The sequence below is a fragment of the Bifidobacterium ramosum genome (assembly GCF_009299505.1).
GTDB classification, from domain to species: Bacteria; Actinomycetota; Actinomycetes; order Actinomycetales; family Bifidobacteriaceae; genus Bifidobacterium; species Bifidobacterium ramosum.
Genome location: NZ_WBSM01000015.1, coordinates 1 through 13,045 on the forward strand (window position 1 = coordinate 1; position 13,045 = coordinate 13,045).

11 protein-coding genes and 1 pseudogene are annotated in these 13,045 nt (G+C 56.3%); 9 read left to right on the forward strand and 3 right to left on the reverse strand.

The features are described 5' to 3' along the window. Window positions 1-114 precede the first annotated feature (114 nt). Window positions 115-630 (forward strand): annotated as a pseudogene (locus DSM100688_RS10920) (carbohydrate ABC transporter permease); the annotation flags it as partial. After that, window positions 627-1,454: a carbohydrate ABC transporter permease gene (locus DSM100688_RS10925; RefSeq protein ID WP_152359130.1), complete on the forward strand. Its 828-nt coding sequence runs from the start codon at window positions 627-629 to the stop codon at window positions 1,452-1,454. The pseudogene DSM100688_RS10920 and the gene DSM100688_RS10925, both read left to right, overlap by 4 nt. A 145-nt stretch (window positions 1,455-1,599) precedes the next feature. On the opposite strand, the gene DSM100688_RS10930 is transcribed toward DSM100688_RS10925, so the two are convergent. Beyond that, window positions 1,600-2,793, reverse strand: a complete 1,194-nt coding sequence (locus tag DSM100688_RS10930) for a pyridoxal phosphate-dependent aminotransferase (protein WP_152359131.1) — start codon at window positions 2,791-2,793, stop codon at window positions 1,600-1,602. 125 nt (window positions 2,794-2,918) lie between these two features. After that, on the reverse strand, window positions 2,919-4,553 hold the full coding sequence (locus DSM100688_RS10935; protein WP_152359132.1) for a peptide ABC transporter substrate-binding protein: 1,635 nt from the start codon (window positions 4,551-4,553) through the stop codon (window positions 2,919-2,921). 199 nt (window positions 4,554-4,752) lie between these two features. Here DSM100688_RS10935 and DSM100688_RS10940 point away from each other — a divergent pair, with 199 nt between their 5' ends. From DSM100688_RS10940 to DSM100688_RS12160, 6 genes are all read left to right on the forward strand, one after another. After that, window positions 4,753-5,919 (forward strand): M24 family metallopeptidase, encoded by a 1,167-nt coding sequence (locus DSM100688_RS10940; protein WP_163146976.1) that lies wholly within the window; start codon window positions 4,753-4,755, stop codon window positions 5,917-5,919. 49 nt (window positions 5,920-5,968) lie between these two features. After that, on the forward strand, window positions 5,969-7,327 hold the full coding sequence (locus tag DSM100688_RS10945) for a M20/M25/M40 family metallo-hydrolase (RefSeq protein ID WP_163146975.1): 1,359 nt from the start codon (window positions 5,969-5,971) through the stop codon (window positions 7,325-7,327). A 23-nt stretch (window positions 7,328-7,350) separates the two neighbouring features. After that, window positions 7,351-7,905: an Lrp/AsnC family transcriptional regulator gene (locus DSM100688_RS10950; RefSeq protein ID WP_152359135.1), complete on the forward strand. Its 555-nt coding sequence runs from the start codon at window positions 7,351-7,353 to the stop codon at window positions 7,903-7,905. Window positions 7,906-8,132: 227 nt separating this feature from the next. Next, window positions 8,133-8,531, forward strand: coding sequence for a helix-turn-helix domain-containing protein (locus DSM100688_RS10955; RefSeq protein WP_152359136.1), 399 nt, complete (start codon window positions 8,133-8,135; stop codon window positions 8,529-8,531). A gap of 12 nt (window positions 8,532-8,543) precedes the next feature. Next, complete coding sequence (locus DSM100688_RS10960; RefSeq protein WP_152359137.1) at window positions 8,544-9,095, forward strand: PIN domain-containing protein; 552 nt, start codon at window positions 8,544-8,546, stop codon at window positions 9,093-9,095. A 339-nt stretch (window positions 9,096-9,434) separates the two neighbouring features. Continuing rightward, window positions 9,435-10,865 (forward strand): MFS transporter, encoded by a 1,431-nt coding sequence (locus DSM100688_RS12160; protein ID WP_420837506.1) that lies wholly within the window; start codon window positions 9,435-9,437, stop codon window positions 10,863-10,865. 228 nt (window positions 10,866-11,093) lie between these two features. On the opposite strand, the gene DSM100688_RS10975 is transcribed toward DSM100688_RS12160, so the two are convergent. After that, the gene (locus tag DSM100688_RS10975) at window positions 11,094-11,333 is read right to left on the reverse strand and encodes a hypothetical protein (RefSeq protein WP_152359138.1); all 240 of its coding nucleotides are present in this window, start codon (window positions 11,331-11,333) and stop codon (window positions 11,094-11,096) included. A gap of 176 nt (window positions 11,334-11,509) precedes the next feature. Here DSM100688_RS10975 and DSM100688_RS10980 point away from each other — a divergent pair, with 176 nt between their 5' ends. Next, window positions 11,510-12,304 (forward strand): rhomboid family intramembrane serine protease, encoded by a 795-nt coding sequence (locus tag DSM100688_RS10980; RefSeq protein ID WP_152359139.1) that lies wholly within the window; start codon window positions 11,510-11,512, stop codon window positions 12,302-12,304. Window positions 12,305-13,045: the final 741 nt, after the last annotated feature.

Consider the following 13,045-nt stretch of genomic DNA (forward strand, 5'->3'; position numbering starts at 1 on the left):
GCTCCGGCCAAGAAACAAACCGACAGTTGAATGACACCGACATGACGCATGTGTCAACCATGCCCCAGGACATACCGTCAACCATGCCCCGACACATGCGTCATTTAGGCCCCGAGACATTACATTTCCCCATTGAAGACAGGTATCGCTAATTCCGTTTTAACGATATTTGGATTAAAGCCGCTCGCGTGGTTGGCGGATGACAATCTGGCCCGTTGGTGCGTTATCATCGTGGCGGTCTGGGCTCAGGTCGGTTGGCATGCGACGCTGTATTTGGCATATATGCAGGCAATTCCGGCCGATCTCTATGAACAGGCTTTGGTGGACGGTGCGAATAGTCGTCAGCGTTTCATCCACATCACGCTACCGCAACTGACTCCGGCGATGACGGTTTCCATCTTCCTGCTCATGAATGGTGGATTAAAGGTATACGATCTTCCGTACACGCTAACCCAAGGTGGGCCGGGATACGCCACCAACACGATTACGCAATCCATTATCCTGCGAGGTATTGGCCAGTCCGAGTATGGTGTCGGGTCTGCATTGTCCGTATTGTTCACCGTTGCAACATTGATCATTTTGGTGCTGCAAATGAACATTTCTCAGCAAGTCGATAGGAGGTTCTCATGAATCGGGATTCACTGGCTAGAAAAGCGGTTCGGTCTATCTTGGTGCTGGCTCTGGCGTGCGTCTGCGCAGTGCCGTTATATTACGTGTTGGTTAGCGCATTCAAAGACAAGGTCGAGATGATGCGTAATCCTTTAGGACTGCCGTCTCATCTCAATCTCGACAATTTCATTCAGGCGTTTCAAAGTGACACTTTGGGAACGGCTTTTCTTAACACAATAATCGTTACGGTATTTGGGGTCATTATCCAAGTACTGATTGGGTCACTTGCTGCATATGGCATGACTCTTCACAAGAATGTGTTTACGGTCGTCATGGGTTTGGTGCTGGTCGTCGCGTTTGCCGTGCCGGCTCAGGCGGTGATGTTGCCGCAGTACCGAATGGAAGCGTCGCTGGGTCTTGTCGATACGTTGCTGGGCGTCATCGTGCTCTATGCCGGGGGATGCGTCTTCTGTTATTTCCTGATTATCGGATATATGACCAAGTTGCCTCGCGAATTGTTGGAAGCTGCTCGTATCGATGGAGCTGGTGCGTTCCGCACGTACTGGAGTGTGGTTCTACCTCTTACCCGACCCATTCTCGCCACTGTTGTGATTTTTCAGGCTCTGGGATCGTGGAATGACTTCCTAACTCCGAGCGTGTACTTGTCGACTCCGGACAAACGAACTCTGGTACTGGAGATCTATGCGGCGGCCTCGACTTACTCCACTAACTGGCCGCTGTTCATGGCCACGACGGTAATTGCTTTGACTCCAGCAGTTATCTTCTTCGTCTGCTGCCAGAAGTACATTGCGGCAGGTCTGGTTGCTGGAGCAGTGAAAGGATGACATGTCGCGGATGGGCCATTCATTGCGAAGTGCTTGTTTCACGTGGAACAGTGCAACTGGGCGTATGACTGATCCGAACTTCTGAAGGCTATTGGAGCCTGACTGCCGCCAGGCTCCAATAGGATGTCGTTTGTGCTGCTGATCGTCAGGCGATGCCTTTTATGGTTGCCAATTTGCGCAAGCTTGTGTCCATGCGTCGCAATGCCTCGTCATATAGCGCTTCGCTTGGCACGGCACCGTACATCACTCGCAGAAAACCTTCGCCAAGCGGGGTGAACCATGTGCCAAGGCCTACGCCCACTTGTGCGTCTTTAATCAGCCAATCACGTACTTCCTCGCTGGTGCCCAATCGACTGACGTTCATCCAAAAGTAGAAACCGCCTTCCGGCAACGGACATGATATGCCGGGAATGTCATCCAGTATGCGTTGCCCACGTTCTCGACGTGACCTCATGAGTTCCACCCAGTCGTTAGCATATTGCGGATCATTGAATGCGGCGGCGGCGCCGATTTGGGCGAAGGTGTTGGTTGGGCCGTGCATGTTGAAAATGGCGGGCTTGAGAATGGGAAACAGTTCTTTTGGCACCACCATGTACGCCACGCGATACCCTGTGAGGCCCATGTCCTTGGAGGTGCCGAACACGCTGATGGTGCGTTCGCGCATGCCGTCAAGCGTGGCGAACGTTACGTATTCTTTGTCGTATACCTGTCGCTCGAAATCCTGATCAACGACGGCGATGAGATTGTGCCGCTCGAGGATATCGGCCAGGCCGAGTAACTCTTCGCGATCGTAGACCGTTCCTGTCGGATTGTTGGGATTGGTCAGCACGATGCATCGAGTATGTTCAGTGATGCGTGATTCGATGGCATCGAGATCCAGATGAAAACCGGTTTCTTCGCGTACGGGAACAGGTACGTTGATGGCTCCGATCTGCAGGACGTCGTTGATGTTCTCGGAGAATCCCGGCTCGATGTTCAGCACCTCATCCCCCTGATTTGGCGTAACGCAGATGCGTATGCCGAGGTACAGTCCCATGGCGGAACTGGGAACTACCAGCAGTTCGGTTTCGGGGTCAACGTCGAGTCCGTTGAACGTCTTGAGCTTATGAACCAACGCCTCACGCAGTTCCGGTTCGGCATATCCATTGGCGAGGGAATAATGTGTCCGTCCTTCGTCCAGAGCATGCTTCGTGGCGTCGATGACGTGTGAAGGGAGGCATGGTTCCGGGAAAAAGAGATCGGCTCCGGTAAGGAGAATCTTCCGCTCCGGATCCATGGAGTCATAGGGTGTGAAGTCGGGGGAGACGATATGTCGCCATGACGGGTCGATGTTGAGCATGGTGTTTCCTTGAATGGCAATACGGTGGACGGTGAATGTTGGATATCAACAGACTGCCGTCATGGTCATATCCATGACGGCAGTGGAAGAGGATTTCGCCTTGCGGAAGAAAGGTTGTCTATCGACTACTTCTGCTTGGTGATCTGATAGTACATTGGCACGGAATCCCAGCCGAAGGTGACGTTGCTGACCTTCGAGGCCCAGACGCCGTCGACGTTCTGATACCACAGCGGCACTGCCGGCAGGTCCTCAAGCAGGATTTCTTCTGCCTGCTGGAACTTCTTGATAGCATCATCGGAAGAGGTGGATGCAGCTCCCTCGTCGATCAGTGCATCGAACTTCGGGTTGCTGTATCCCTCAAGGTCGCTGCTGGCGCCGGTGCGGTAGTTTTCATTGAGGAAGTTGAACAGCGACGGCCAATCCGCCTGCCAGCCGGCTCGAATGGCGCCCTTCAGCTTGCTGTCGAGGCGATCTTCGAGTGATGCGGAGAAGGTTGGATAGGGGTCGCCCTGCGCCTTGATACCCAATGTGTTCTTGATGGAATTGCACACCGCATCGACCCATGTCTTGTGTCCGCCATCTGAGTTGTAGGCAATGTAGAACGTCTCATCCCCGTAGTCGGAGATCTCGTTGGCCTGCTTCCATAGTTCCTGCGCCTTCTCCTTGTTGTAGGTCAGCACTTCACTACCTTTGAGAGATTTGGTGTATCCGTCGACGGCCGGTGAGGAGAAGTCCGTGGCTGCAGTACGGGTATTGTTAAATATCTTCTTGACGATGGTGTCGCGGTTGATCGCATAGGAAATGGCCTTACGGCGTAACGCTCCTTCTTCGCCGCTCCAGTGCTTGAGATAGTAGGGGATGCTGATCGACTGGAAAATAGCGGCTGGCTGGTTGACGCTATGATCGGGGAAATCCTTGGCGACGCTGGTGATAGCCGAGTCCGGGATGGTGTCGAGCACGTCAAGGTTGTCGGATTGCACGTCGGCGTAAGCGGAGTTCAAAGAAGTGTACAGCGTGAAGGTGATGCCGCCGTTCTTGGGCTTGCGTACACCCTTGTAATCGGGGTTGGCGACCAATTCGATCTTGGAATCATGCTGCCATGCATTGTCTCCGGCCATCTTGTATGGACCGTTGCCGATCGGATGTTCTCCGAATGATTTCATGTCTTTGAAAGCGACGGAGGGAACCGGGGCGAATGCCACATATCCTAGGCGCATCAGGAAGTCGGATTCCGGCTTGTTCAGTGTGACGGTGAAAGTAAGATCATCCTTCTTCTCTAAACCGGTAAGGTCGGAGTCTGTGGAGTCGGAATAGCCTTTGATATTGCTGAAGTAGGAAGCCGCTTGCAGGCCGTTGCTGAGTTTTGCCGTATAGTTCCATGCGTTGATAAACGAATCGGACGTCATCTTCTCGCCGTTGGTGAAAGTCCAGCCGTCCTTGAGCGTGATGGTCCATACGGTACTGTCATCGTTGGGAGTGATCGATTTTGCCGCATCGAGTACGGGCTTGCCGTCCTTGTCGTAGGTGACCAAGCCGGCGAACAGTTGGGTGGCGACCTTCGCGCCGCCGGATTCCACCGATTGCATTGGCGTCAGGGGATTCAGTGGTTCGGAACCGTTGGTCGTGATGACCGCGGTCTTGTCATATGACTCCGATGACGTGGTCTTGGTGTTGCTGGACGATGCCCCGCATCCGGACATTGCCAGAGTGAGTGCGGCGATCAGGGCCGTTGCCTTCGCCGCCTTGCTGATCCTGTTCATGTCCCTTCCTTTCTCTGATTGCGGACATGTGATAACCATATTCGAAAAATGCTATTCATTTGTTAACTAATATTGAAATTATGTTACGCATATGAAATATCATTATGATGATCGTGTCATGTTTGTAAGGAATAATGGAGATATGGCTTGCAAGGTGGAATGCGAACCACGGACACGGACCTTCCGAAAGGAGCATCGTATGGCAAAGGCGTTCATCATATACGCAAGCACGGCGTCGGCGGATATGCACCATCTCATCGCACATGACGTGCATGATCCGTTCATGTATATTCATACCGATGGAGGCGCGAATTATGTAGCGTGCAGCACGTTGGAAAGCGCGCGCATGCGCGATGTGCCCGGCGTGACCGTTATGCCATTGGAAAGCCTTGGCTTTGACGATTTCAAAGCGAAAGAGCCCGATGAAACCACCGCCGAACTTGATTGCTATGCTGAGGCTCTGCGACAAACAGGAGTGACTTCCGCTCTGATTCCTCCGACCTTCCCCACGCAAGCTGCCGATTTCCTACGGGCAAGAGGGGTCACTCTGACCGTGGATGAGGCGTTCTTCTCCGATGCCCGACGCTGCAAGACGCAATCCGAGTTGGAAAGCATCATGCGGGCTCAGCGAGCGGCAGAGGAGGCGACCGCCTACGTGTCTGATGCACTGTACCGCTCGGATGTTGCTGAGGACGGCGGACTGATTCTCGATGACAAGCCGCTGACCTGCGAGCATTTGCAGTATCTCGTTCGTCTGGCATATCTGAAGCATGGTTGCGACGACGGCGGCACTATTGTCGCACACGGTCCGCAAACATGCATCGGCCATTGCGCCGGCTTCGGACAAGTGTATGTCGGCGAGCCTGTCACCGTGGATATCGATCCGCGCGACCTTGCTCGCGGCTGCACCACCGATATGACGCGCACCTTCGTCAAGGGTGAAGTCAATGACGAACTGAAGTTCTACTATCGCCTGGTCAAAGAATCATATGACCGCACTCTCGCGGCGATCCGGCCGGGCATTGCCACGGCGGAGCTGCATCGTATTTCCTGCCAGCCGATGATTGAAGCGGGGCAGCCCACTCAGCTGACCAAAAAGCCCGGCGAATCATTGGTCGAAGGATACTTCCACTCGCTGGGCCACGGCGTCGGGCTGGAGGTGCACGAACCGCCATCGCTGAACCAGACCCCCGGCGAATTGGTTGAAGGTGATGTCATCGCCATTGAGCCGGGGTGTTATCGCCAAGGCTTCGGCGGTGTGCGACTGGAAAGTCTGGTGTTGGTGACGAAGGATGGCGGCAAACTGCTTGCTGATTATCCGTATGAGCTTACGCCTCAGCCGCTTGACGCCAAATACCAAGACTGAGCAGATGTGGAAGGTCCATCGAAAGGACCATTACAGAAAGGCGGATCTCATGACGATGGATCCACGCATTCTCGAGCAACGTGACAGCATCGTGGATCGATGGCGAACGATTTGCCGGTTCGCATCCACCGCGGATAACCTGCCGGAAATCCACCGCGCTGCGCGATGGCTGGAATCCCAGCTGCAGCCGCTCTTCAGTGAGGTTGGAACAATTCCGGTCGAAGGATACGGTCCGGTGGTATACGGCATTGAACGTGGCCGATCAGCGAAAACGCTCATGCTGTACAACCATTACGATGTGCAGCATGCTGGCGACGAGAAGCAGTGGATTCATCCGCCATACGAAGCGCAGATACATGACGGTGTCCTGTATGCCCGCGGCGCTTGCGATGATAAGGCCGATGTGGCAGGTCGCCTCGACTCCTTTCGATTGTGGAAACAGGAACATGGAGGAGTGCTTCCCTATACGGTGATCTATTTCGCCGACCCATGCGAGGAGATCGGCTCACCGGGATTGGAGAACGTACTGCGCGACCATGCTGAACTATTCCGATCTGACGCATGTCTCTGGGAAAGCTATTTGCGGGAAGAAGATGGCAGTCCGTCCATCGGATTCGGATGCCGTGGCTCGTTGAGCGTGCGCATTAGCGTGCGAGCGCTCAAGGATGGTATCCATCCGTCGTATGGCACGGTTGTGCGTTCGGCTCCTTTGGAGGTCATGAAGATCGTTGCCGGTCTGACGACGGATGATGGATTAGTCGCCGTGAAAGGCATGCGTGATCTTGCGATCAAGGCATCGCCTGAAGCCTTGCGGCGGGTTCGGCGCATCGGTGTGCCCAGTGAATCACTGCGTCTGAATGAATCCACCGATCCGAATCCGCAAGCTGATATGGATGAGCTGCGTCGTCGATTCATTTTTGAACCGGGAATGAGTTTGGCCGCGTACGATTTGGATTCCAGTAGTGTACGAAGCATTCCTCCGGAATGCTCGGCGCGAGTGCGGTTCAGTTTGGTGCCCGGCATGGATCCGAAACAGTGTCTTGCGCTGATTCGAGCACATGTGGCGCAGCGAAATCCCGATGCTGTCGTGGAAATGATCGATAGCATCGAACCGGCATATTCATCCCCCGATTCCTGTTTCGGTCAGTCAATCACAGAGGCCGCGCAATCCGCGTACGGTAAACCTCCGGTCATATACGACATCATGACTGGAGCCGGACCGGGCGCGATGTTCCTTAAATATCTGGGGGCTCCCATCGCGTCTCCGACAGGTACGCTGCGTCCGGACGGCAATATGCATGGCTACAATGAGCACGGAGCAGTTGAAGATTTTCTGACGCATGCCAACTTTACGTTGACATTGCTTAGAGAGTTGGAATCGCACGGATTTGGTCGTGGCGATCAGTAGTGTAGACACCAGATAGGGGCGGTATGACAGAGCAGACGAACGGAGATGGTGAGTCTTCAGCATTGGATATTCATGGTCTGTTGGAAGTGGATTATCCTCCGGCGACATTAGACGATACCGATCGTCGTCTGCTCATGCTGATGAATGAGGATTCATCGCGATCACAACGCTCTCTTGCCGGAGAACTCGGTATCTCTGCTCCCACTGTCGCTGAACGTATACAGCGACTGCAACGACTGCATGTCATCGAGCGGAAAGGGATCATCGCCAATCATTCTGCACTGGGTTATCCCATTCTTGTCGTCATGCCGATGAGCATCGAGCAGGATGCCAACCCTGCGCGTATCGTTACCGCCCTACGCGAGATCCCGCTGTTGACGGAGTTGCTGCTGCTGACCGGCAGTTACGACATGATGGCGCGGTTTATGGTGCGTGACCATAAACAGCTGCAATGGCTGTTGCTTGAGCGTGTATGGTCGATCCCGGGATTGCGACACGTTGAGACGATGATCAGTCTGGGATCGTTGTGCAGTCGTGACCAACTTGATGTTGCGCTTGGTGATGGAGTCGATAACTAAGTGACTGAGCCGTTGGAAGCTTGACGATGCCGTGCGTATGCCATCGAATCCAAGGTGCTAACCGTCAAAGATATTCCGGCATCCTCAAATTCAGTTCTTTCGAGGGGTCGCAGAACATTGCCGATGTGTTTGAATGCGATGTTCAATAGTGATTACTCTGATCACTTTGATCACTCTGTCCATTTTGACCACTTTATGATATCATGTAGAGGTCGAAAGGAACCATCATGAACATCGCGACAACCGCAACCACGACCAAAGGTGTAGCGCAGCTGTCCGACGGCAAGGGCAACGTGCTTGAACTGACCCCGGAGGAATACGAGCGTGCGCGTGAGGCCGTACTGAACGTCGCAGGGCAGGCTGCTGAGCACATCACCACCGGAGACGCGGCTAAGATCCTCGGCGTATCCCGTAGGACCGTCATGCGTATCCTTGATGGTGGCCTTATTCCGTACACCCGTCTCGGAAGCAAGACCTACCGGTATATGAAGCTCGATGACGTGCTGGAATACAAGAAACGTAGTGAACACGAGCGGAAGGCGGCCATGGACGAGATCCACGAGATCATGGACTCCGCAGACGTGTCCGACAAGGCGATCGCCGAATATCTCGCCCGGTTCAAATGAGCGGGGTGACGGGTGAAGGCATTCATCGACGCGAACGTATTCGTTTCCAAATGGATCTGTGATGTGACCCTCTCGGTGGCGGAGTCATCCCTTTGTGAATTGTCCTGGAGTTCGAAGGTGCTCGACGAGGCAAGGGAGCCTCTGAAACGTCTTCAGAAACTTGATGACATGACGGTTGACCGATACTATCGAGCGATGAACAGGGCTTTCCCGCAAGCCAACGTCGATGGGTGGGAGCCGCTGGAGCAATCAATCGTGCTTCCCGACCTGGATGACAGGCACGTCGTCGCGGCGGCGATGCAAGCGGGCGTGGATGTGATCGTCACATTCAACCTCAAGGACTTTCCTTTGGACGCACTTGCCGAGTTTGGGTTGCGCGCGGTGTCGCCGGACATGTTTCTTGTTTCCATCATTGATGGACATCCCGAGGAGACATTGCGTGTCATGAACGCGCTGGTCTCTTCGAAGAAGCGGCCTCCGCGTACCATGCAGGAGGAGATCCAACACCTCAGGGCCACCGGAGCGCCGCTGTTCGCCTCAAGACTCGAGGAATTCTTGAGCTGAATGGTGGAGTTGACGGACATACAGCCGATATGTCCGGTCGAATCGGCTGTATGTCCGTTGGGATGGATGGGCTGGGATGAAATGCGGCTCTCGTGTTGCGGAATTTTGCGGGGGGGGGGCTAGTATCGGGGCGGGCTTGATGAGCGGCTGTGCCGGCGGTGCCGGCGAGTCCGTTTCCTCGGTGTCTGCTGCAGCGGAGGTTGGCGTGGGAACGTCGCCGCCGAGGATGCTGAGGAATACCGAGGATGTCGGACGGTGCCGGAAACCGTCATATGACGTGACGCCGTGCGACGTCGCGGATAACGGAATGATGAGGGGGACATCATGCGTGGGCTGGCGATGCTAAGCGTAGCGTTGCGATGGGCGTTGGTCGGCATGACGCTGTCGATGCTGAGCAACGCGATTTTCGAAGGATCGGTGATCCCGTCCATTCTGCTCGTCGGCTTGCCCGCATGGGTGATCGCATTCCGCAGGACATTCGGCCTGATCATCGATTTCGCGTCGCCAGTCGCCGCGTGGATTGTACAATGTTGCGGCTCGTTCCGTTCGCTCGCCACCGCTGAGGGCGTCGAAGGCGCGCTCTGCCTCGCGGTCGCAGTCGTGCCAAGCGGCTGGCCGTACTGGAAATGGCTGTTGTTGGCCCTGTCCTGTCTGCTGCTCATGACCGGTCAGATCATCGACGTGGCCGGCGAAGTCTTTGAAGTGGATGCGGCGGCCGGTGACGACGATATGCTCGTGCGATACAGCGGATACGTCGGCGTGATCTCCAGCGTTGCCGGCACGCTGCTCGGTCAGGTCGCCGGATCGGCCATCGCGAACGCGTCGATCACGGCGATGCTGCTGACGTCCGCTGCGCTGTCGTTCGGCTGCGCGCTGACGCGATTCCGTACGCGCGATCTCATGCCGTCCAGTACGTTGCGCACAGCGGAGACAGTCGACGAGACGGCCGATGCGAACGCTGACGCAGACGACGTCATCGATGACGCCGGCACAGTCGCGGCGCCATCCGATACGTCCGATACGTCCGACGCGTCCGAGGATCCCTCCATCAAGGCCTCCACGTCGCCCGATCAGACCGACTGCTGCGGTCACGTTGAGCATGATCACGCCGATCGCAACGATGATGAGCGCGACCATCACACACATCACACATCCACCGAACGATCCGGCCAATCCGACGAACAAACCACGCGCCCGGCGACGTCACGGCCACGCCCATCGTCATTGACGACTACCAAACTGTTCGTCGCATCGTTACTGCTCGCACTCATCCCGTCATTGTGGACCAGCTACGCGCTGCTCGGCCTCGGCGCCACATACGGCGGCGACGCATTGACGATCCTGTATGCGTGCGGCGGCATCGGCAGCATCATCGGATCGTTCGTCTACATGCGCGGTTCGCATCGTCTCGGCATGCGTCGCATCGCTACGATCGGCATCGCCGCAACGGCCGTCAGCCTGATCATCGTGCTGATCCCGGCGCTGCCGGCCGCATGCGTAACCTGGCTGATCAACGGATTCGGCTACGGACTGCTGGCGCAGGCCGTGATCGTGTCGCGGCAGCTTCTGTTGCATGGCAACGATCTCGCCCGGTTCAGCGGACGGTCACGGTTCGCGTTCGCGATCGGCAGTGCGGTCGGTACGTGGGGAGGCTGGCTCGGCAGCGCGCACTGGCGGCTGCTTGCGGCGATCGCACTGGTACTGTGCGCCGGTTTCGTACCGCTGCTGCGCGCCATGCCGCACACGACCACGTCGTCGCATCGCGCATAGAGCAAGTGCAGCCAGGCGATCCGTCAACAAACGCAACGATCCCGTGCCGCCAACGTAATCAATACGTACACGGCACGGGATCCTCATATCACATCACCGATTCGACATCACAGACATCATGGAATGCACAAGCGACGCAACGCAACCGTCGTTCGTTGTCGTCCGTCGTCACCTATCCGCCGTCGCCGGATCATCGAATCGTCAACGCATCGGTATCAATACGGGAAATCAGGCCTCCGCAGCCGCGGCCGGCGCGGCCTCCTCGGCCTTCTCCGCCTCGTCATCGGCCTTGGCGGCGTCCTTGTTCAGACCAAGATCGACCGGCGACGAGCTGTTCTCCCACGGCTCCTCCCACGGATCGTAATCCGGGTTCTGCTGCTTGTAGATGTACAGGCCCACCAGGCCGGCGAGCAGAGCGCCGAACAGCAGCGCAAAGAACTTCCAACCGTTAGAAGACTTGTTCTCCATGACGGCTCCTTTCCCAATCGTGCGGCCGGCTTGCCCATCCAAGCCAACTCTGCTCTCCATCTTAGAACGCGGAATGTGACGATTGGGTGGATTTACACGGCCTTGGCCGCAAAGTCGCCGCCCGTGCGCCGGGCTCGTTGGCCGCTTGTCGGTCGATTGCCGGTAGAGTGAGACGCATGGCATATCACGGTTTCAGTCTGTTCCCCGGTTCCCCGACGCTGCGCGAACTGTTCGACAAACGCACGATCCGCTACCATTGGCGCGACAACGGACCGGTGATCACCACCGTGATTCTGCTGGCGTGCGTCGCCGTATGGGTCGTCGAGCTGCTGCTCGCGCTCGTATGGCCGGGCGGCCTGAGCGCGTTGCTTGAATTCGGCATGTTCCAGCCGATGCTCGCCACACGCCATCCGTGGACGTTCGTCACGTCGATGTTCCTGCACCAGCCGACGTCGATCCTGCACATCCTGTTCAACATGCTCACGCTGTGGTCGGTGGCGCCGGTGCTGGAACGCATGATGGGGCATTGGCCGTTCTTGGCGCTGTACATGCTGTCGGGCATTGGCGGTGGGCTCGGCATGATGGCGTGGGGTGTGATCTGGCCGGGCGGCGCGGGATGGCTGAGCGCGGCGTATGGTGCGTCGGGCGCGCTGTTCGGGTTGTTCGCGGCGATGCTGATCGTGTACCGTCGCGTCGGTGCGGATATCAGTTCGATGCTGGTGTGGATGGTGATCAACTTCGCGATGCCCGTGGTGGTGCGGGGGATCGCATGGCAGGCGCACGTCGGCGGGTTCCTGATCGGTGCGCTGTTCACGTGGCTGTTGGTGTCACCGAAACCGCGGTGGTCGCGCGGCAAGAGTCTGGCGTATCGGACGACGGTGTACGGTGTGGCCGTGTTCGTGCTGATGGTGGTGCTGGTCGCGGTGTGTGATTTGCGCAATCCGATGGTGATGGGGTTCCTGTTCGGGTGATGTGAGCGGCCGGGCGGGTGTGGGCTGCTTGGCTTGTCGCGTTGTCTGGCGCGTTTTGTGATGACGGACATACCGCCGATTGTGATGGCGCGATCGGCTGTATGTCCGTTTTTTGATGATTTGTTGGTGGGGTTGCAGGAGCGTGGGAGGGACTGCGGGGTCGCGGGACCATGGGGATGGGGCTGTGGGACTGCGAGACCGGTGGAACTGCGGTCCATCTCCGTGTTCCCTTGTCTGCTCGAGTTGTCCCTCTGTCCGCAGTCTCTCTCCTTAGCCCCGCTTTATCTTCTCAACGGACATACAGCCGATTTCGTGGGGTAAATCGGCTGTATGTCCGTTAAGGGGAGGGGAGGTGGGACATGGAGGAAAGCGATCGATAGTCGTCGTTTCGCTCCGACGGACATACAGTCGATTGAGAGTATGTAATCGGCTGTATGTCCGTTGAGATAGGGGTGGCATGAGAATGGGGAGGGGCGAGCGACGGCTGCGCGGTGAGCAGCAGGTACGTGACGGGTGTGCAGGAATTACACACATGTAGTTTTCCACAAAATGTGGAAAACAATGTGGATAACTTGGGTATAACTTCGAACAAACGGTGGATAAGTTGTGGCGGAAAACTGTGCGGTTATCCACAATCCTTGAAATTCCAACGTTTGTGGATTGTGGATAATGTGCACAACCAGTTATCCACATATCAACACATGCAGTTATGCACAAAATGTGGATAACTATGGGGATAAC

Coding starts and splice junctions, on each gene's coding strand:
- DSM100688_RS10930 (WP_152359131.1), bottom strand. CDS start 2,793: ATGCTCAACATCGACCCGTCATGGCGACATATCGTCTCCCCCGACTTC.
- DSM100688_RS10940 (WP_163146976.1), top strand. CDS start 4,753: ATGGCAAAGGCGTTCATCATATACGCAAGCACGGCGTCGGCGGATATG.
- DSM100688_RS10950 (WP_152359135.1), top strand. CDS start 7,351: ATGACAGAGCAGACGAACGGAGATGGTGAGTCTTCAGCATTGGATATT.
- DSM100688_RS10955 (WP_152359136.1), top strand. CDS start 8,133: ATGAACATCGCGACAACCGCAACCACGACCAAAGGTGTAGCGCAGCTG.
- DSM100688_RS10975 (WP_152359138.1), bottom strand. CDS start 11,333: ATGGAGAACAAGTCTTCTAACGGTTGGAAGTTCTTTGCGCTGCTGTTC.
- DSM100688_RS10980 (WP_152359139.1), top strand. CDS start 11,510: ATGGCATATCACGGTTTCAGTCTGTTCCCCGGTTCCCCGACGCTGCGC.
- DSM100688_RS10925 (WP_152359130.1), top strand. CDS start 627: ATGAATCGGGATTCACTGGCTAGAAAAGCGGTTCGGTCTATCTTGGTG.
- DSM100688_RS10935 (WP_152359132.1), bottom strand. CDS start 4,553: ATGAACAGGATCAGCAAGGCGGCGAAGGCAACGGCCCTGATCGCCGCA.
- DSM100688_RS10945 (WP_163146975.1), top strand. CDS start 5,969: ATGACGATGGATCCACGCATTCTCGAGCAACGTGACAGCATCGTGGAT.
- DSM100688_RS12160 (WP_420837506.1), top strand. CDS start 9,435: ATGCTAAGCGTAGCGTTGCGATGGGCGTTGGTCGGCATGACGCTGTCG.